This window comes from Flavobacterium kochi (assembly GCF_048286715.1).
Classification (GTDB): domain Bacteria; phylum Bacteroidota; class Bacteroidia; order Flavobacteriales; family Flavobacteriaceae; genus Flavobacterium.
The window spans coordinates 114,728-136,268 of the sequence record NZ_JBLVPW010000002.1 but is presented as its reverse complement, the minus strand read 5'-3'; the positions used below and the strand labels follow the sequence as shown (position 1 = coordinate 136,268).

Below are 21,541 nucleotides of genomic sequence, written 5' to 3'. Positions count from 1 at the left end.
ATTTAATGTACTTTAATTGTTATAGGAGACGGAATTTGTCCTTTGTATTTCCCCGTAGTTCTTCTTCCTCCTTGTATTATTACTTCCTTTACATTATATTGACGTCCCAAATCTCTTGCTATGTCCCACAAAGATTCTCTACCGACCTTTCCTGCAGAAGACCCTTGCAAGTGTAACTGATTTAAATATAATTTACCTTCTTTTACAGTAAAATTTGAAATCCCTTCTACAGTTTCATTTCCAATCTTGGAAGAAAACATCATTACATCATCTTCAACTGCTCCTATTTTTACAAGGCTTCCATTCTTAAGAGTGCTTTTGGCTAAAGCTTCTTCTGCCCCAACTGTTGCAGCTTTTGCTCCAATTTTATATTCACTAGCAGCTCCAAATGTAAATAAATCAAGAAGACCTATTCCAAAACTAGAAGCTGAACCCCAATAATCTCCTTCAACTAATTTGTCACTACTTTCTATTGTTGGACCTAAAACAGGTATAACTTGTAAAAATTGCTTTAATATACCAGCTTTGCCTTTTTTTGGAGGGTCACCACCTGCGTTTGATTCACCACTATGACTTGCAATAGCTTCGTCGGCCGTCACTGTTGCACCAGTATCTTTATTCTTATACTGTTTTTCATCCCAATCGTAATAATTTCCTGATTGTCCAGCTTCTGCTTTCATACCATCAGGGTCAATAAAAAATACAGGATTGTTAAGTGCGTATGTATATGGACTAAATCTTCTCGATACTTCTGCCAATGGGTCAATATTCATCCAACGACCAAGTGCAGGGTCATAATTACGTGCCCCATAGTCGTAGAAGTTAAGCCCCAACTCGTCTTGCAGTTCTTTACCGTTGTATTTATACCTATAACTGCCTGGCAAAGCATCATTATACCCTTTATGTTTCAATCCAAAAGGATAGTAATTGTTTTCTTCTAAAATTTCAGAAGTTTCAATTATACCGTTTTTAGAAATATCGCTGTAACTTAAGCGCATGTTCCCTAAATGATCTGTGTAATTAAATACATAACTAAAAACTGCCGCAGTATTCTTTACATATCCTTCCGCCGTTGGAAAAAACTGTAATACATTGTCCTTATACTGAAAGCCCCCTAAATAATCTGTTGTGACAACACTTAGTGGTGTAGTAGTTGTAACTATTTTTTGTATTTTTTGTCCTACTGAATTGTAAATATATGCAATGTCTCCTGTTGTTCCAAATGTTATTTTAGTAGGTAAATTCAAATGATTATAAATTATTCCTGTAATATTCTTATTCTTATCAGTGATTAAATTACCGTTACTATCATAGCCATAGTCGTCATCTGTTTTATTAACGTCATTAAAACCGCTTGTGTTATTAGAATTATCCAAAACATTCAATAATTTATTAGTGTTTGTTCCATAAGAATAAGACAAATTATCAATAACATTTGCAGGCAAAGCTCCGTCTATATCCCCATTTCTTATTAATGTTTTTATGTTTCCATTTTTATCGTAGGCTAAATTCTCGTCATATGATTTAGGCAGAGGATTAGCGTTACCCGGTTTTTGATAAGTGGCCTCTTTTAGTCGATTTAGATTGTCATATTTATAGCCATAAGCCCGAACAAAACCACCATCAGAACCGGAGCTCCAGAATGTTTCAGCAATGTTCCCATTGTAAAGAGCCTTGGCAACTGTCGCATCTCCCTCCACTTTATTGTAATTTATTTTAAAAGCAAATAAATCTTTGGGATCTGTACCTTGTTGCAAGGTTGCCAATTTGTTAATTTCGGTAAGCCATCCGCGGACGCTGTAGGTATAATCTACTTTTTGCAAAGGAGATGATTCTGTATTTCCTACTTTTTTAGCAATAAGCTGTCCTAAGTCATCATAAATATTTGAAGCTAAAATCTCAGGAGTCCCACCTGCACCAAGCTGATGTGTATGGCTAAGTAATCGATCCTGTTCCGAATAGGTAAAAGCGTCTTTGACATATATTTCGTCATCGCCAATGAGACGTTTGTGTTTAGTTTCTGTATATTGAAGCTGTCCAGAAAAAGCATCCAGGTTACTATCTATTTGGGTGTAACCTCCCAAATGGTTGGTGGTGAAATTGCGGATAGGCCTGGCTTTGGCATCATACAAAGTATAACTGCTTTCTCCAGTTGTTGATGCCAAAGTAGCTGAAGCACGAACCCAGGAACCTGTTGGTAATCCTTTTGGTTTTATCGTGTTGTTATAGTGTACCGGAGCCGTATAGGATATTGCTGGTGCAAAGGACTGAAAATTATAATCGTCATAATAGTTTATAGTTAATAATTTGAAAGTTGTCGGCAAAACGGCATTGCTGTAATAGGCAGTTATGCCATCTACAGTGTTTGCTGTTGTTTGCTTGGTTTCGCTTATCGTTGTTAAACCATTCATTGTGGTTTGTTTCGAAAATATTTCGGCACTTGTAACCGCTGCAGATTGCTCCCAGCCTGTGTAAACAGGCCTGTTTAAAACATCATACTTGGTAATCAACCATCCCATAGCTCCAGTTGGAGAATCACTAAATGGTGAAAATGCCGGACCTGTAGCCACTGGTCTGTCTAATTTATCATAAACTATAAATTCCCATTGTTTTCCTGGTAATTTTTTCTCCACTAACCGATTTCGGTAATCGTATTTATACTGGAAGCATAAATCGTCAAGAATTGGAGTTGTAATTGCAACATCGGCAGCCATTGGAGGGATTACATAGGTAAGATTTCCGTAAGTATCGTATACATAATAAGTATCGTGATTTGCTCCGGCATCGTATGTTCGTTTTAGCACTATTTGCCCTTCTTTATTTTTGAACTCTACCGTTGATCCGCTATCTTCAGTAGGAGTTGCTGTTGAGTTTTCATCGTATGTTACTGGTTTGTATAACTGGTTGGCTTCATAGAAAGTGGTTCCTGCACCGTTTAGAAAAGCTGGGGTATACACTCCCGATCCTGCATCCCAAGCGGTACTTGCGGTAAAAAGTTTTACTTCTGTAGCACTATTGGTTTGATAATCCAATTTGATTTCATGACCCGAATTCATTGCCCATTCTACTCCCGGAGAAGCTTGTTTCAAGATTCTACCAAGTGGTGAGGATTCCATTTTTTTTTCAGAAAAAGGGTTACTGGTATTTTCATATTTTGAGGTGTTATAAAAAGTCAGGGTATTGGCAGACGCATCTACATCATACACCATATTGGTATTTGAACTTGCATAAGGCAAATAATTTAAGTTTTGTCGCCCAAAAGCATCATACTCGATATGCGTTATTATATCTTTTCCTGATCCTGACTGTCGGTTGGCAATTTGCTGCATGGGTCTACCCAGACCATCAAAATAGGTGATGTTTGTTTGAGTCTTGTCTGGAGTAGGAGCTATAAAGACAGTTGAAGTTGGTTTTTTGTACACTTTGGTAATAATATAGTTTTGATCCAAAGATGGAGCAGCTAAAGTATTACAATCTGAATTTGAACCCATTGCCAAAGGGCAATTATCTGAATTATCAAGTACATAATTCCCTTCAGGCTTTGTGCATTGCTGTACAAAATTAGAAGAATCTCCAAGACTATCTCCCTCATTATCGGCATACCATTTGGTATTGGGGTTAACCGAGGGATCACCATCGTTACAATCCGTATTATTGTTTGAATAACCTATAGGTTTTGCACTATAATACACACTTACACCTGCATTCCCAAAAGTATCTCCATCAGTATCCTGATAAAAGGTTTGAGGAGCTATATTGGTGATGTTTATTGTTGTATCGTTGTAATCAGAACTATTGGTTACATAACTTGCCGGTTTTGCACTATAATACACATTTACATTTGCGTTCCCAAAAGTATCGCCGTCAGCATCCTGATAAAAGGTTTGGGGAGCTATGTTGGTGATGTTTATTGTTGTATCGTTGTAATCAGAACTATTGGTTACATAACCTGCTGGTTTTGCACTATAATACACATTTACATTTGCGTTCCCAAAAGTATCCCCGTCGGCATCCTGGTAAAAGCTTTGGGGAGTTATATTGGTGATGTTTACTGTTGTATCGTTATAATCACTGGAATTTCGAACATAACCTGCTGGCTGGCTACATTGGGAAAGCGTAGTTGCGCTGGTTCCAAAGCCATCTCCGTCTGCATCACGATACCAAGCCGTATTTGGATTTAATGTCGCATCACCGTCATTACAATCCGCACTATTGGCAACATAGCCCCCTGGCATTACACTATAATAAACCGTTACACTCGAACTGCCAAAAGTATCCGCATCAGCATCCCTGTAAAATGTCTGGGGGGAGACATTGGTAATGTTTACCGTGGTGTCGTTATAATCGCTGGAATTTCGAACATAACCCGCTGGCTGGTTACATTGTACTAACGTAGGGCTAGTGACTCCGTAACCATCTCCATCAGCATCACGATACCAAACTGTATTGGGATTTAAAGTCGCATCACCGTCATTACAATCCGCACTATTAGCAACATAGCCCCCTGGCATTACACTATAATAAACCGTTACACTCGAACTGCCAAAAGTATCCGCATCAGCATCCCTGTAAAATGTCTGGGGGGAGACATTGGTAATGTTTACCGTGGTGTCGTTATAATCACTGGAATTTCGAACATAACCCGCTGGCTGGGTACATTGGACCAACGTAGGACTAGTGACTCCGTAACCATCTCCATCAGCATCCCGATACCAAACTGTATTGGGATTTAGTGTCGCATCACCGTCATTACAATCCGCACTATTGGTCACATAACCTGTTGGTTTTACACTATAATAAACCGTTACACTAGCACTGCCAAAAGTATCCCCATCAGCATCTCTGTAAAATGTCTGAGGGGCGATATTGGTAATATTTACCGTGGTATCGTTATAATCACTGGAATTCCGAACATAACCTGCGGGCTGGTTGCATTGTACTAACGTAGGGCTAGTGACTCCGTAACCATCTCCATCAGCATCCCGATACCAAACTGTATTGGGGTTTAATGTCGCATCGGCATCGTTACAATCCGCACTATTGGTAACATACCCCCCTGGCATTACACTATAATAAACCGTTACACTCGAACTCCCAAAAGTATCTCCATCAGCATCCCTGTAAAATGTCTGAGGGGCGATATTGGTAATGTTTACCGTGGTATCGTTATAATCACTGGAATTTCGAACATAACCCGCTGGCTGGTTACATTGAACAAGCGTAGGGCTAGTGGCTCCGTAACCATCTCCATCAGCATCCCGGTACCAAACCGTATTGGGATTTAATGTTGCATCACCATCGTTACAATCCGCACTATTAGCAACATAGCCCCCTGGCATTACACTATAATAAACCGTTACACTCGAACTGCCAAAAGTATCCGCATCAGCATCCCTGTAAAATGTCTGGGGGGCGATATTGGTAATATTTACCGTGCTGTCGTTATAATCACTGGAATTTCGAACATAACCTGCGGGCTGGTTACATTGAACAAGCGCAGTTGCACCGGTTCCAAAGCCATCTCCGTCGGCATCGCGATACCAAACCGTGTTGGGGTTCAGAGAGGCATCACCGTCATTACAATCTGTACTATTGGTTACATACCCCCCTGGCATTACACTATAGTAAACTGTTACACTAGAACTGCCAAAAGTATCCCCATCAGCATCCCTGTAAAATGTCTGAGGGGCGATATTGGTAATGTTTACCGTGGTGTCGTTATAATCAGAATTATTGGTCACATAACCCGTTGGTTTTACACTATAATAAACACTTACACTTGGATTCCCGAAAGTATCACCGTCGGCATCCTGATAAAAGGTTTGAGGAGCTATATTGGTAATGTTTACTGTTGCATCGTTATAATCACTGGAATTCCGAACATAACCCCCTGGTTGCGTACATTGGGCAAGCGTAGTTGCACTGGTTCCAAAGCCATCCTCATCTGCATCACGATACCAAACCGTATTTGGGGTCAGGGACGCATCAGCGTCATTACAATCCGAATTATTAGTCACATAACCTGTTGGCTTTACGCTATAATAAACACTTACACCTGGATTCCCAAAAGTATCACCGTCGGCATCCTGATAAAAGGTTTGAGGAGCTATATTGGTAATGTTTACTGTTGCATCGTTATAATCACTGGGATTTCGAACATACCCTCCTGGCTGGGTACATTGGGCAAGCGTAGTTGCACTGGTTCCAAAGCCATCTCCATCGGCATCGCGATACCAAACCGTATTTGGGGTCAGGGACGCATCAGCGTCATTACAATCAGAATTATTGGTCACATAACCCGTTGGTTTTACGCTATAATAAACACTTACACCTGGATTCCCAAAAGTATCACCGTCGGCATCCTGATAAAAGCTTTGGGGAGCTATATTGGTAATATTTACTGTTGCATCGTTATAATCACTGGAATTCCGAACGTAACCTGCGGGCTGGGTACATTGGGCAAGCGTAGTTGCACTGGTTCCAAAGCCATCTCCATCTGCATCGCGATACCAAACCGTATTTGGGTTCAGCGACGCATCAGCGTCATTACAATCCGCACTATTGGTCACATAACCTGCTGGTTTTACGCTATAATAAACGCTTACACCTGGATTCCCAAAAGTATCCCCGTCGGCATCCTGATAAAAGGTTTGGGGAGCTATGTTGGTTATGTTTACCGTGGTATCATTATAATCACTGGAATTCCGAACATAACCTGCGGGTTGGGCACACTGGGCAAGCGTAGTCGCACTGGTTCCAAAGCCATCTCCATCGGCATCGCGATACCAAACCGTATTGGGGTTCAAGGAAGAATCAGCGTCATTACAATCCGCATTATTGGTCACATAACCCCCTGGCATTGTACTATAGAAAACCGTTACACTCGGACTGCCAAAAGTATCCCCATCAGCATCCCTGTAAAATGTCTGAGGAGCGATATTAGTAATGTTTACCGTGGTGTCGTTATAATCACTGGAATTCCGAACATAACCTGCCGGCTGGGTGCATTGGGCTAACGTAGGGCTAGTGACTCCGTAACCATCTCCATCAGCATCCCGATACCAAACCGTGTTTGGGTTTAATGTCGCATCACCGTCATTACAGTCCAGACTATTCGTAACATAACCTGTTGGTTTTGCGCTATAATATAAACTTACACTTGGATTCCCGAAAGTATCACTGTCGGCATCACGATAAAAGGTCTGTGGAGGTATATTGGTAATGTACGGCGTTGTATCGTCTAAATCCGATTGATCCGCAACATAGCCCGTAGGTTTCGTGTCTTTATAAATAAATTCTGAAGGATCCCCAAAACCATCATGGTCTCTATCTATATTCCATTTGTAAGCGCCCCCTCCATCACCTGGAGGAGCTGCCATTGCGGCATTTTGCGTTGTCTTATTCACTTGTGCATAACCCAATGAAACAACCATCACTAAAGTGAAACTAATTATATATCTTTTCATCTTTCTAAAATTAGTTTTTATAATGATATTGGTTTTCTGACAGGATGTTTCCCTGTGCATCTTTCACCAGCTTCAAACGATTAAACTCATCATATTCGTAAGACGTTCTGTAGCCTTTCGGGTCGGTTACGGTACTAGCACCAATAAGAGGTTTATAGGTATAGCTGGTTACGACGGCATTTGACAATTCAGAAGCATTTCTTAAATTATCTAAAGCTGCGAGCAAATCAGCTTCTGTACCTGTGTTCGAAAGCGTTTGTAGATTGGCAAGATATGATGTTATTTGGCTATAAGTGGCATTTTCTATCTTGGCAATAGGCTGGGTTTGATTATAGCCCCAAATTAGTACTACTGATATGCCGCTATCCAGAGTGTATTGTAATAAATTGCCTTTACTATCATATTGATCGTAGGTTATTTTCTTTTCTAGCTGTCCTACCGGAGGCAAAGTAATGTTTAGATTATCGTTTGGAAATTTTGCAGCAAATATATTTTTTGACAATAACAAATTGCTGGTAAAAGCATCATTGGCATAGACTGTCTTGTCTTTGGATAATAATACACCGCCCTTATATTGTTCTGTACTTATTGGGGTACCGATTCTGTTTGCCTGTACTAAATTTTGCATAAATGGTTCCGCAATTAGATCTGCCGGATAATAATATTTAGTTTCTACAGTTTCATTTTTTGAATTCGTTGTAACCTGTGAAGTAAGCTGTAAATGAGAAGAATTATTGTAATTATAATTTATCGTTGTCGCTAGCGGGTTTAATCCATTTAAATCATATTGCGTTTCAATGGACTGTTTTAAATAATTCCATTGCGAACGTAGTAAATATTCATTTAGAGAATAACTGTCTCCTTGTATTGCCAATGTACATTGGTCGTAATCTCCATGAAAATACATAAAAGGTTGGTTACTTCTGTAAGCATTATAACCAGTAACAAACTTATCTTTTGCAATATTATGCTCGTATTCATTAACTGTTTCTTTTAATCTTTTAAAAACAGAATTAAAAACTTTATGCGATAATAATCTACCGGATCCAAAACTATTTGTAAAAGGTGTTGTAATGTCAACCTCTCCTTGTCTTGTTACTGGCAAGCCGTCTTGAATAATTTCATATTTAGACTCTTCTCCACCATTTTCAAAGTTATTGCCATAGCTTTTAGTCACATATTCATAACCAAACTGGACATTTTGTGAGGAATACATTCTTGCTAAATTTGAACTTCCTATTGAATACAATGTTCTTACAGGAGGGTACTCACAAAGATTGGTTCTCTCTATTTTTCTAATATAGGCAATGGGGGCCTGGTTTATATAATAGCCTGTTTGACAAGTCAAACAATCATAAGGACTATAATAATATTTTTCGATCTCTAAATTACCGTTTATAGCGTTATTCTTAATTGTTTTAGATATTCTAAATCCCCCTATTTCTTTTTCTATTTCTTGAAAAGTAACAGGATTAGCATAGTAATCGAAATAGATGCCTCCAAGCATACAAGGCCTAATAAGTTTAATTTTTATTGAATAATCTTTATTAGCCTGTAACGTAAAAACATCATTTGTGGAACTGGTAGTCCCTGTAAAAGTATACGATGTTCCAATCAAGATCGGCACATCTGAATTCGAGGCAATAGTATAAAAATCAACGAGTAAACCAGTCTCTATATCTGTTATTTCGACCGTTAATTTTAATGGAAAAGGATTGTCTCCCGTACAATTGTCAGTTACATTTCCATTTATTTTTATGGTTTGTTCTATTGAGGAATGAATCGTACTGGTGTTTGTGTTATTAAACAAATCCTCACCATCAGTTAAAACACTCAGGCCAAATTGGCTTTCCTGTGGATAAACAGGAATATTCACTTTACCACTCACATGAGGCTCATATTCCAGTGATGTAGTACCTTTGGTAGGGTAAATTATTTTTTTTAGTAAACCGCAATAGCCAAAATTTTTATCTGGTCTTCTATTTGCTAATTTTCCATCTGTAAACGAAGCTTTTACTACAGAATTAGGAATTGCAATTTCGTCAGAAATCAAACTACTATTTGTTTTACCGTTAAAAACGCCATAATTATCTTTTGCAAAACTAAATCTAGCAGGTAAATTTTCAGGTGAATAATACTCAAATTGATGAGTAACGGGACTGTTATTTGTACTAAACTCATTAATTTGTTTTAGATAGAACCGTTTCTTAAAATAATTCGGGAATTGATTGTAACTATTTGGATAAGTATTTCCACTGTATTCGGTATAATCAAATTTTATTTTTTTTATTATTGATCCTTGCATATTAATCAAACTAATTTCATCCACTTTAAATAGTGGGAAATCGGGATCTATAAATCGTTTTGAGTTGCCAAATACCACTTTACCACTATTACTATTTATTTCTTTTAAAATAGATTCAGTTGCATACGATTTATATTGATAGTTAACTAATCTGCTTGTATATCTCACACCGCGCGCATAAGTATATTCTAAACTTTGTTCATTTCCTGTAATATAGGTAATCATTCTTGAATCGTAACTCAGGGTAATTTGATCGTTTGTTGATGGATCCTCAATTTTAGTAAGGTACCATGATGTTTTAACATCATCTGATATTGGACCGGGATTTTCAATAAAAATTCTTCTTGAAGAGCTAGATTCTATTGCATTCAATCCACCGAAATAATACTTTATACCTTTTGTATCGGTAATTACTATTTCAGGCAAACTGTTTGCGGCAAAACCCATCGACAAAAACGCAGTTGAAATTTCAATTTTTAATCCTGAAGGTTCAATTTCTACAGGCGTATTAGTATCGTCTAAAAAGAACTTACCCGACATTCCATTTACATTGTAGCTAAAAATATCAGGTTGCGTGTCGACTTGAGGTGCGGATGAAGCCTGGTCTAAAAAAGTAGCCATCTCAATTGAATTTGTTGCTGCATTTGGCTTTTGCATTCTACCATTATAATTATCTTGATAATCGAAGACTTGTCTTGTAATTACTCCGCCAGCATTTAATACCCAACCCATTCCAACATTCGATTCATATTGATCTACTTTTACTCCATCGGATGAATAAGACAATGAAACTGGCACAACCAAATGGTTTGATTTTATTTCTAGTAACGGGATAGCTATAGTTGCATTTCCAGTAAATTGATTTAAAGGAACCTGACCATATAGACCCAAACTGGCAGTATTGGGAGGAGCAGGCACTACATTGGGAAAATATTTATTCGGTTTATCATTTTCCTGGGCCGCTATTTTTACTGAAGAAAAAACAAGTAATAGACAGTATAAAGATCTGATGATGTTTTTTAAAATCACATTTTTCATTTTTATAATTCTTTTTAATTTTTACCTCCTTTTATCACCTTCACTCCATCACTCTGCACGTTCGTTTTTATATTTACGACATAAACCCCATCAGGATAGCGACTTAAATCAACAGGTACTGTTCTGCTTGTAATGCTAAATTGTTGTAAAATGCGACCAGCCATATCAACCAGGGTTGCAGTGCCAGTCTCAAATTCATAGCCTATAATAATATTGGTAAAAGTGACCGCAGGGTTGGGTATGGCTTCGATAGTTGCTTTCTTTTCTATTGGTTTTTTCTTGTCTTTTATCTTTACCACCCAAAAATCATTACTTCCAATTGCCGAGTTTTTATCCCTTGAGGATTTAGCATTGGAAGTGCCGGTTAATAAATAGCCGCCATCACGGGTTTCTATTAATTTCCTCAGAATATCTTCCCCTGAACTCCCGACCGTTTTATTCCATAAAATTTCCCCTTGTTCATTAATTTTTAGGGCGATATAATCATTGATGCCTTCTTTATCTCTTTTTACAATTTTTACGGCAGAATTAGTATTTTCACTTTGCGCATATCCCCCAATCAAAAATGTATGGTCCTTATTTTCTACCAAAGAAGTTAATATATCCACTTTCCCAAAATCATAGGTCTGACTCCAAACAATCGTTCCTTTATCGTCCATCTTCAAGATCCAATAATCCGTGCCATTGTTTACCATTCCTCCCATTGGGGTTAGCGGACTTGTACTATTAGAATTTCCACCGGCAATATAGCCCCCGTCATCCGTTTGGTGGATCACATATAACTGGTTATCTCCATTTCCTCCATAGGTTTTTTGCCATTCTATGGTACCTTTATCATCGATTTTCACAATCCAATAGTCTCCAATTCCTATATTGCCATCTGTTTTATCTCCTGATTGAGGAGAATTAGAATAGCCCCCTAAAACATACCCGCCTTCTTTAGTCTGTCCCATACTTCGCAGCAGATCCGTATATTCTCCTCCATAGGTTTTTTGCCATTGGACAACTCCTTCTTTATCTAATTTCACAATCCAATAATCCATGTTACCACGGCTTTTTTCAGACTTGCCATACAAATCGGGTTTGACATCCAGCGAACTCTTTTCATTAGGGTTCTTCTTTTTAATCGATGGGTTCGAACTTGATGACCCACCTAATATATAGCCGCCATCCCTGGTTTGAAAAGCAGTTATTAATTCGTCCTGTCCACTGCCTCCGATTGTCTTTTGCCATTGCTCTCCTCCTTTAGCATCTAGTTTTACAATCCAAAAATCGGTAACACCTTTACAGGTATCTTTTTTTTGAAAATCATTCCCTGAATTGGAAGTTCCGGCTAAAATAAAACCGCCGTCTTTTGTGTTTTTGATACTTTGGAGCAGGTCGAACCCGCTTCCCCCTAAACTTTTTTGCCAATCAAGGTCCCCTTTTTCATTCATTTTCCACACCCAGTAATCCAAATCACCATGATTGTCTTCCGTTTTATTTCCGGTTTTATTAGACAAGGAACTTCCGGCTAATATGAATCCATAGTCAGCTGTTGGTTGGGCATCAAAAAGATAATCGGCATGTTTGCCTCCGTAGGATTTTTCCCAAAGGATGTCTTGGGCGTTGATAAGAAAGGGATAAAATAAGAATAGTACTAAGTAAAGTTTATTCATATATGATTGTTTAAAAGAAAAAAAATAATTTGTTTTTTGTAAAATCCTTAAATTCAAATAAAAACATTTCCTACAATAATATATTAACTTTTTTTATTTCACAATACCCACTTTTAGTGATTTTTAAGAGCAGCATTTAAAATTAAACTTTTTAAAATATTGATTATTATTGAGCTATTCCCAGTGTTCTGCTAAAAAACGAAAAATAACAGGTCAGCCCTATAAGCGAGAAGTAAACCGTCCCAAAATCACAAACCTCCAAAAATAAATAATTTTGGAGGTTTTTTATGTTTCATAGAATTGGGCGTTATTTGCTTAAAATATTAAATACTAAATATTTACAAGAATAAACGATTCGAACATCTTAGGTCCTTTTAATAATTATTTTGAATAGTCTGGACTCTTCATGATTTAAATTTAGGATTTAATTCTTAACACTGCTTCCACTCCAAAACTAGCATATTCCGGGTTAAAAGTAGTAATCGTTTAAGCCACCAGTTCGCTTTAGTCTACCAATTCAAAAGTGTCTTTCAAACGAATATCCGCAGAAGAGGATCCAATCATTAAATCAAAATCGCCCGGCTCAGCAACCCATTGTAATGCTGCATTATAAAAAGATAATTTTTCTTTGTTTAAGGTGAATTTGATCGTTTTAGTTTCGCCGGCATTCAGTTTGATCTTTTGAAAATCTTTCAGTTCAATAATTGGTCGCACTACTGACCCAACTTTGTCCCTTAAATACAACTGGACTACTTCTTCACCTGCTACTTTTCCTGAATTGGTTATCGTTACTGATGCTTCTATGGTCTCTGTCCTTTTAATTTTATTTTTAGATAATTTCAAATTCGAATATTCGAAAGAAGTATAGCTCAATCCGTATCCAAAAGGAAATTTAGGGCTGTTTTTTAAGTCTGTGTATGCCGAAACATAATTAGTTTCATTTTCGTTTCGAGCTGGTCTTCCGGTATTAAAATGATTGTAGTAAATCGGAATCTGTCCTTCTTCCCTTGGAAAAGAAATGGGTAATTTCCCCGATGGATTATAATCGCCAAACAAAACATCCGCAATAGCATTTCCTGCTTCGCTTCCCAGCCACCAAGTGTATAAAATTGCAGGAACAGTATCCGCAGTCCAGTTAAAAATAAGCGGTCTTCCGGCGTTAATTAAAACCACAACCGGTTTTCCAGTCGCCTGAATTGCTTTGACCAACTCTTCCTGAACTCCCGGTAATCGAAGGTTACTGCGACTTTTCGCTTCACCGCTCATATCTCTTCTTTCACCAATACTTAAAATCACCACATCCGCCTGATTCGCAACAGCGATTGCTTCGGCAAAACCATCTTTGTTATCGCCTTCAATTTCACAACCTTTGGCATACAGCAATCGGGCCGTATTCCCTACTTTATTCTGTACACCTTCCCATTGTGAAATAACGTGCTTATCATAATCCACCTCTGGCAATTCCACGGACCAAAAACCCATATTTTGTTTGCGTTCTTTAACTAAAGGACCAATAAAAGCAATGGTTTTTGTTTGTTTCGAAAGCGGTAAAAGATTTTGCTCATTCTTCAACAATACGATACTTTTAGCGGCAATATCACGTGCTGCTTTTCGATGTTCCGGATTATTCAAAGCTGCTTGTTCTCTTTCCGGATTGGAGTATTTATAAGGATCTTCAAATAATCCCAGTTCAAATTTCTTGCGTAAAATTCTTTTTACCGCATCATCAATCAGTGCAATGGGAACCTTTTTCTCTTGTACTAATTGTGCCAAATTATTTCGGTAGGCATTGCTTTCCATGTCCATATCACTTCCGGCAGTTATGGCCGCTAATGCTGCTTCCTTACCGTCTTTTACATAGCCGTGATTGATCATTTCGCCTATTGAACCCCAATCGGAAACTACGAATCCCTTAAAATTCCACTTTCCTTTCAGGATATCCCTTTGCAAATATTTATTTCCGGTTGCCGGAATTCCGTTAAGGTCATTAAACGAATTCATAAACGTTGCGGCACCCGCATCCAAAGCTGATTTGAAAGGCGGTAAATACGTTTCCCAAAGCATCCTTTCACTCATATCAACCGAGTTGTAGTCTCTCCCGCCAATGGCGGCTCCATAAGCAGCAAAATGTTTTACGCAGGCCATCACGGAATTGACATCACCCAATTTTCCCTGGAAACCTTTTACTCTGGCGTAAGCGATTTTTGAACCTAAATACGTATCTTCTCCAGCACCTTCCATCACACGTCCCCAACGCGGATCACGTGCAATATCCACCATTGGCGCAAAGGTCCAATGGATTCCACTGGCAGCCGCTTCTGTTGCGGCAATTCTTGCCGACAGCTCCATCGCGGCTAAATCCCAACTTGCGGCTTCCGCCAAAGGAAGCGGAAAAGTAGTTTTGTATCCATGAATGACATCCTGACCAAAGAGCAAAGGAATTTTCAGTCGGGATTGCATTGCTAATTCCTGGTATTGTCTGGTGTGCTGCGTTCCCATAACATTCAACATAGAACCTATTAAACCCGCTTTAATCTCGGATTGTTTATTTGGATTTATTGTTACGGGTCCAGTTGCGGCATTGTCTCCCGTATATTGATTTAATTGTCCTATTTTCTCTTCAAGAGTCATTCGCTTTAACAAAGCGTCCACTTTTTGGTCAATTGTTTTCTGCTGCGAAAACGCAATAAAGCAGCTCAAATAAAAGTGCGGTCGTTACTATTTTTTTCATTCCTAAATACTGTGTGTGTTTTTTATATCAATTCTTTCATAATGTAAAGATCAGCAGATGATCTTTTATTTTTTTAACCCGCTTTTTTAAATTCCAAAAAGTTCAAATTGAAATTTCCTTTTTCGAAATAGACTTTGATTGTATTGGTTCCTTTTTTCAAAACCACGTTTTTCAAAGTTACTGTCTGCCAATTATGTATTCCTCCGGAAGACGGAATCGTAATGGTTTCAGAAATTTTCCCACTTTCGTCCTCAAGGAAAAGCTTTCCTCCGTCCACGTCACTGGAAAACCGGATAGCAACATCAAAGGTTTGCGCTGTCTTTAAATCAAAGGTGTATTGCAACCATTCGCGATCTTCAATAAACGCAACATGAAAACCATTGGTTGTGGTATCGGTACAAGCTTCAATATCAACACCGTCATTTCTCATGAGTCCTCCTTTGTTCCACTTGGTAAATTTAGTCCCATCATAATTGGCGACATCTTTATCAAAATAAGCAAATCCGTTTTGTCCTAAATCATATTCTGTTGCAAACACTTTTCCAGGTAAAGTATGTTTTTTGTATTTTTTCGTATCGATGGTCTGCACCTGTCTGAACATGGCATCAATCACATCATACCGGATAGTCAGCTTATTCATTTTGTAGTTTTCGGCAATTTGCAGTAACGCTTTTTTTGCAAAAGCTACCGTTGGCTTTTTCCCTCCTGTTGTCCAATACTTTAGTAACTGCTCGTATTCCGGTGTTTTTTTAACTGAGGTAACTCCTGCTAAATTTTCAATTTTTTTCATTGGCCAAAAAGCCCAGCCAATAGTATTGGATTCCATTAAAGCGATGGCCTCCTTAAACCAGACATTAGAGTTTTCGCCACTTTCACCCAGCCAGATGGGCACATTGTATTGGGCTCTGAAATTTAGCATATTTTGTATGGAAGCCACATCGTTATCGTTCCAGTATTTGTGAAAACTCAACGCCATATTATCGTCCCAAAGCGGAAACATCCCATTGTAATTATTCCCCCAACAATTCCCTTCTATAAAAATTAAATGATTGGTATCGACTTCTCTTATGGTTTTTGTAATTCTGACCTGCAGCGCTCTTAAAGGCGCGTTAGACTTTTCATCACATCCATTTTCATTGGTTCCCGTAAAATTCCAATTGGGTTCATTGATGATGTCGTAGGCTCCGACCCAAGGGCTGTCTTTGTAACGCAGCGCTAACTTCTTCCACAGTGCAACCATTTTATCTTGATTTGCCGTACTTTCCCAAAGCGATGGTTTGGAATCATCGTAATCTGAAATATTGGCATCTTTCCCCTGACCTCCCGGAGTTGCATGTAAATCTAAAATCAAATAGATCTTATTGGCAGCACACCATTTCAATAGATTGTCTGTCCTTTTAAAACCTTCTTCCAACCAGGTATTCTGACCTGAAACGGATTCTTTTTCAATAGGCAATGTATACAAATTGTAGTGCATGGGCAATCGAATCGAGTTGAATCCCCAAGCCGCCAAGGAATCAATATCTTTTTTGGTAATTCCGTTTGCTTTATAGGCATCATAAAATTTTTCTGTGTTTTTGGCACCAATTAAATCCATAATCTTTTGCCTTATCACATGTTGGGGCCCCGCAAACGAACCTGTTTGCAGCATGTACCCTTCCTGAACCATCCATCCCCCCAGTCCCAGACCACGCAACACCACATTTTGTCCCTCTCCATTGACAATTTTTTGTCCATTTCGATGTAAAAATCCTTGTCCGAAGGAAGAAAGCGATAGAAAAGCAAAGACTATTAAAACTATTTTTTTCATAAAGCAGGTTTTTAAATAAAGCAGTTTTAGCGTTTAATAAACTAATGTCTGAATAGCATGGGGTAAGATAGCAACTTCAGTTGCTTTTGTTCCAATGCACAGATTATACTTCAATTTCTTAGCTGTTTTATTCATAACAACTGTTACTACTTTACCGTCCTGATTAAAAAAAGAAGTGGTGATCAAAAAGCTTTGACTTGCAACACTGCTAATTCTTTTCGCGTTTTTACCAATAAATTTAGAAAAATGACCAATAAAATAATAGGAAGGCGTATAAATTAACGCCCCTGTTTTTGTATCGCCATGTAAAGGAGAAAAACAAAAATTACCGACATGATTAGGACCTCCATTTTCATCCAAAAGAACATTCCAGTCTGTCCAGCCCACCGTTCCGTTATTAAAATCATGAATCATAGATTCTCCATAGCGTTCCCCGTTTGCCCAGAGCTGCAAATTTTTAGCATCAAATTTCTCCACACAACCTTCTGTAAAGATCAGGTTTTTTTCGGGATACATTTCATTAACTTTTCCAACATTTTCAAACATTGAGTCTCCTCCGCTCCAGCTTTCATACCAATGAAAACCAATTCCCCAAACATATTTATTAGCTTCCGGGTCATCTAAAATAGTGCTTGCTCTCTGAGCCAGCAAATCTCTGTTATGATCCCAAACTATAATTTTTTTATCACCCAGCCCTACTTTTTTCAATGTTGGTCCCAGGTAATTTTTCAGAAAATCACGTTCTTCCTCCGCCGTGTAAATACAGGATTCCCATTTTTGTTTGGCCATCGGTTCATTTTGAATCGTTAATCCCCAAACCGGAATTCCCTCTTTTTGATAGCTATTGATAAATTTTACGTAATAATTTGCCCAAGACTGATAAAACTCAGGCAACAGTCTGCCACCTCTCAACATATCTTTAGTATCCTTCATAAAAGCCGGAGGGCTCCAGGGACTCACATATACTGTAGCCTGGCCTCCCGCTGCTGCAATTGCTTTTTTTATTAATGGGATCCTGAATTCTTTATCATGAGCAATAGTAAAACTTTTTAGAGAGGCATCCCCTTCATCAACATAAGTATAACTTCCTGAACTAAAATCACAGCTCTGAATGTTTGTTCTTATTATCGAATACCCGATCCCTTTCTCTTTATCGTAATATGCTTCTAAAAATTCCTTTTGGTTTTCTTTCGTTAATTTTGCAAAAACCTCAGCACTGGCGTCAGTTATTGCTCCACCAATTCCCAAAAAAGTCTGGAAGGTTTTGCCTGGATTTACAAAAACACACAGTTGCGTTTCAAGCGGTTGTTTTAAATCCGTGAATTGCAGATTATCTGTTTTTGTTAATCTTAAATTCGTACCGTCTGCCGTTGTGTAAACGGTAACTGTTTTGTCTTTTACAGCAAAAGGTTGCGGTTTCATTTTACTTTTCTGTTGCGCAAGGGCTAAAAAAGACACTGCTAAAAGTGCTGCTGTGGTGATTTTTTTCATTCTGTAAATATATTATGTAAGTATGTATGTTATTTTTACCAACTGTAGGTTCCTACCGAACCGGCTTCCAAAGAAGTCGTAATCCAATTCCCATTGTATTTTATATTGAAAATTTCAGCAGTGTTCCCATCATTTTCTACAATTAAAACTTTTTTTCCACTCCCGGTTTTAAAAGCCACATTGTTTAAATTACCACTGCTATTGCTTGCAATTCTGACAGCGCCCCCAGGCACAAATTTAGAAGCATGGGCAATGATATAATACCCTACATTTCTGGTAAAACTATCACTGCTATTTATCGTTATTGCTCCTTTACAGGTAGTACACCCCCCTGGTGTATTCGGTCCAAAAGAAGCATTATTGGCTAAGTTCCACTCCAGTGCTGTTTTACTCCAGTTTCGCATGGAGCCAATAATTACATTTTTTACATGCCATTTCAAATCACCTTCAAAACTTCCGGTAGAAGCCGTGTATTGCTCCGTGAAATATAAATTTTTATTGGGAAACGCAGTGTGAACCATTGACAAAGCGCTTATATCTCCTTCATACAAATGAAATGCAGAACCGTCAATAAAAGGATAGGCAGAAGCATCGCTTAACACGGTTATCGGATATTCCGGTTTGTTGCAATTATGATCGTATACCACAATTTTTGTTGTCAAATTTGCTGTCTGAAAGGCAGGACCCAAATGATTTTTTATAAAATCGGCCTGTTGTAAAGCGAGCATTAGCATGCTGGGATTATTTCCGGGATGCAACGGCTCATTTTGTGGCGTAATGGCATCAATGGTGATCCCTTCGGCTTTCATTTTTTGGATGTATTTTACAAAATATTGCGCATAAACGCCGTAATACTGAGGTTTCAAACTTCCGCCAACGAAATTATTATTGTCTTTCATCCACACGGGCGGAGACCATGGCGTGGCCATAATTTTAATTTTTGGATTGATTGCCACTATTTCTTTTAACATGGGAATCAAATCATTTTTGTCCGGAGCTAAACTGAAGTTGTCCAGATTCACATCTGTTTGCCCACTTGGCAAATCATCATAAGTAAATGGTATTGCATTCATATCCGAAGCACCGATACTGATTCTTAAATAACTTATGGCGATTGAATTGTCATTTGCACCAAACAATTCCTGCAATAATTCCTGTCTTTTTTGTGCATTTAACTGATTAATGACCTGAGCACTTCCGCCGGTCAAAGTATATCCGAATCCATCAACACTTTGAAATGTTTGGGAATCATCAACTTCAATAGTAGCATAATTATTATAGGCTGTCCCAAATGCTAAAATTGAGGTCTGTTTTTGAAGGATTGCAGTCTGATTGCCTTTGGTCAGCCAAAAATCAACTTCATTTGTAACTACCGGCGGAACCGGAGCTGGCGTAGGATTAACAGTATCACTTGCCGGAGAACATTTTGACAGCAGCAGTGAAAGGGTTAGTAAAACGAATATTTTCATAGTAGGGTGTATCGAGTTCATATTTTTATTTAAAGTTTATTGCAACAACCGGCAAGTGATCGGACGGATATCTTAGCTTTTATGCATTTGTTTAAAAACGGCACATTTTTTCACTTTTAAAATACTGTTTTTAGAAATAAAAACAGCGTCCCTATCCATTGGGTTACCGGTAAATTTAATTTGGGACGTAAAATAATCGTTGCGATGCTTTCTTTTTCCATCACTTGCAATCCAGGCGGCCAGTATCGGTAATCACCTTTATTGTTTCAGGCTGGGAGAACATACACAGTGGCATCTATGTTATTGAACTGATTATTTTTTTGGTCTGATTCATTTATTAATTTTTAAATTATTATTCTCCACTGAAGCTTCTATTCAACTTACAAACAGAAGCTCACAATGAAGAACCTACTAACTAACAAAACACATTAATTATAAACTCTGACATAATCTATTTCAAAAGTCGAAGAAGTGAAATTTGGATCAATTGTACCTCCAAAATTACCTCCTATTGCACTGTTTATAATCAGGAAAAAATTCTGATTAAAAGGAAAAGCAGCCGCATTGGAAAAGGTATAAAACAACTGATTGTCCACATAAAACTTAATGGATGCAGCGGTCCAGTCAATACTATAAATATGAAACTCAGTCGCAGCATTCGAAATTACAACGGTACCCGTATCGGGTGTATTTCCTGAACGTCCTGGAGAATGCAAAGATCCATGAATTTTATTCAGCTCATTACCAATATGTTCCATCATATCTATTTCTCCGCAAGCCGGCCATCCAACGGTACTGCTATTAGCTCCCAACATCCACAGCGCGGGCCAGGTTCCGCCACCAGCAGCCAGTTTTGCCCGAATTTCCACTCTCCCATATTTGAAGGAAAATTTATCTTTTGTAAGAATTCTGGCCGAAGTATAGTTGCTTCCGCTAAAGCTTTCTTTTAGGGTCCTGATTTTTAAAAGACCATTCTGAACAATTATATTTTCAGCCCGGTTCGTATAATATTGGGACTCATTATTTCCCCAGCCACCAGCACCTAAATCATATCCCCATTTTGAACTGTCAGGCGCTCCGTCCGTATTAAATTCATCGGACCAGACTAAAGAAGATCCCACGAAAACTGTTACTGAAAGTGTGGTAGCAACAAACTGTCCTGAATTGTATGCAGACACATATATAACATAGGTATGTGTACCGGATGTTGTATAGGTATAAGTAAAATTTCCATTTGTCAGTTCTTTCGTTTCTCCATTTCCAAGTAAAATTTTATAGGAAGTCGCATTAGTGGCATCGATGCTAAAATTCACTGTTCCGCTACCGTTTCCATTTGGATTTTGTGTGTCTGCCCCCACTACTGTTGCTGAAACTGCAAGATTTGAAGGCGCTGTTATAACTGTATCTCCTCCATTATTATTTCCACTACAGGAAAACAACATGAAAAAATTAGCTAAAGCTATGAAAAACAAACTCCTCTGGAATTGATAATTCCTGTTTTTTGAAAATTGAAGCAATACATTATTTCCCATTATTTATTTTTTTATAATTCCTATTAAAATAAAGCTCAGAA

At 38.2% G+C, this 21,541-nt stretch carries 8 protein-coding genes; all 8 read right to left on the bottom strand.

Annotated elements, in window-relative coordinates:
- Positions 1–2: 2 nt before the first annotated feature.
- The 8 genes from ACNQGH_RS02970 to ACNQGH_RS02935 all read right to left on the bottom strand — a co-directional run bounded on the left by ACNQGH_RS02970 (position 3) and on the right by ACNQGH_RS02935 (position 21,500).
- Positions 3–7,466: a DUF6443 domain-containing protein gene (locus tag ACNQGH_RS02970; protein ID WP_417954497.1), complete on the bottom strand. Its 7,464-nt coding sequence runs from the start codon at positions 7,464–7,466 to the stop codon at positions 3–5.
- Positions 7,467–7,476: 10 nt separating this feature from the next.
- Positions 7,477–10,809, bottom strand: a complete 3,333-nt coding sequence (locus ACNQGH_RS02965; protein ID WP_417954496.1) for an RHS repeat domain-containing protein — start codon at positions 10,807–10,809, stop codon at positions 7,477–7,479.
- A gap of 14 nt (positions 10,810–10,823) precedes the next feature.
- Positions 10,824–12,467: a T9SS type A sorting domain-containing protein gene (locus tag ACNQGH_RS02960; protein WP_417954495.1), complete on the bottom strand. Its 1,644-nt coding sequence runs from the start codon at positions 12,465–12,467 to the stop codon at positions 10,824–10,826.
- 504 nt (positions 12,468–12,971) lie between these two features.
- Positions 12,972–15,119, bottom strand: coding sequence for a glycoside hydrolase family 3 N-terminal domain-containing protein (locus ACNQGH_RS02955; protein WP_417954494.1), 2,148 nt, complete (start codon positions 15,117–15,119; stop codon positions 12,972–12,974).
- Positions 15,120–15,271: 152 nt separating this feature from the next.
- A complete protein-coding gene (locus tag ACNQGH_RS02950; protein ID WP_417954493.1) occupies positions 15,272–17,008 on the bottom strand; it encodes a cellulase family glycosylhydrolase in 1,737 nt (578 codons plus the stop codon).
- Positions 17,009–17,041: 33 nt separating this feature from the next.
- A complete protein-coding gene (locus tag ACNQGH_RS02945) occupies positions 17,042–18,499 on the bottom strand; it encodes a glycoside hydrolase family 30 protein (RefSeq protein WP_417954492.1) in 1,458 nt (485 codons plus the stop codon).
- Positions 18,500–18,534: 35 nt separating this feature from the next.
- Positions 18,535–19,968 carry a glycoside hydrolase family 30 protein gene (locus ACNQGH_RS02940; RefSeq protein ID WP_417954491.1) on the bottom strand — a complete coding sequence of 478 codons (1,434 nt, stop codon included), beginning with the start codon at positions 19,966–19,968 and terminating at the stop codon, positions 18,535–18,537.
- Between the two features lie 428 nt (positions 19,969–20,396).
- Positions 20,397–21,500 carry a family 16 glycosylhydrolase gene (locus ACNQGH_RS02935; RefSeq protein WP_417954490.1) on the bottom strand — a complete coding sequence of 368 codons (1,104 nt, stop codon included), beginning with the start codon at positions 21,498–21,500 and terminating at the stop codon, positions 20,397–20,399.
- Positions 21,501–21,541 lie beyond the last annotated feature (41 nt).

Bases quoted from the DNA above. Each gene is read 5' to 3' on its own strand.
- ACNQGH_RS02945 (WP_417954492.1), bottom strand. From the start codon at position 18,499: ATGAAAAAAATCACCACAGCAGCACTTTTAGCAGTGTCTTTTTTAGCC.
- ACNQGH_RS02940 (WP_417954491.1), bottom strand. From the start codon at position 19,968: ATGAAAATATTCGTTTTACTAACCCTTTCACTGCTGCTGTCAAAATGT.
- ACNQGH_RS02935 (WP_417954490.1), bottom strand. From the start codon at position 21,500: ATGGGAAATAATGTATTGCTTCAATTTTCAAAAAACAGGAATTATCAA.
- ACNQGH_RS02950 (WP_417954493.1), bottom strand. From the start codon at position 17,008: ATGAAAAAAATAGTTTTAATAGTCTTTGCTTTTCTATCGCTTTCTTCC.
- ACNQGH_RS02965 (WP_417954496.1), bottom strand. From the start codon at position 10,809: ATGAAAAATGTGATTTTAAAAAACATCATCAGATCTTTATACTGTCTA.
- ACNQGH_RS02960 (WP_417954495.1), bottom strand. From the start codon at position 12,467: ATGAATAAACTTTACTTAGTACTATTCTTATTTTATCCCTTTCTTATC.
- ACNQGH_RS02970 (WP_417954497.1), bottom strand. From the start codon at position 7,466: ATGAAAAGATATATAATTAGTTTCACTTTAGTGATGGTTGTTTCATTG.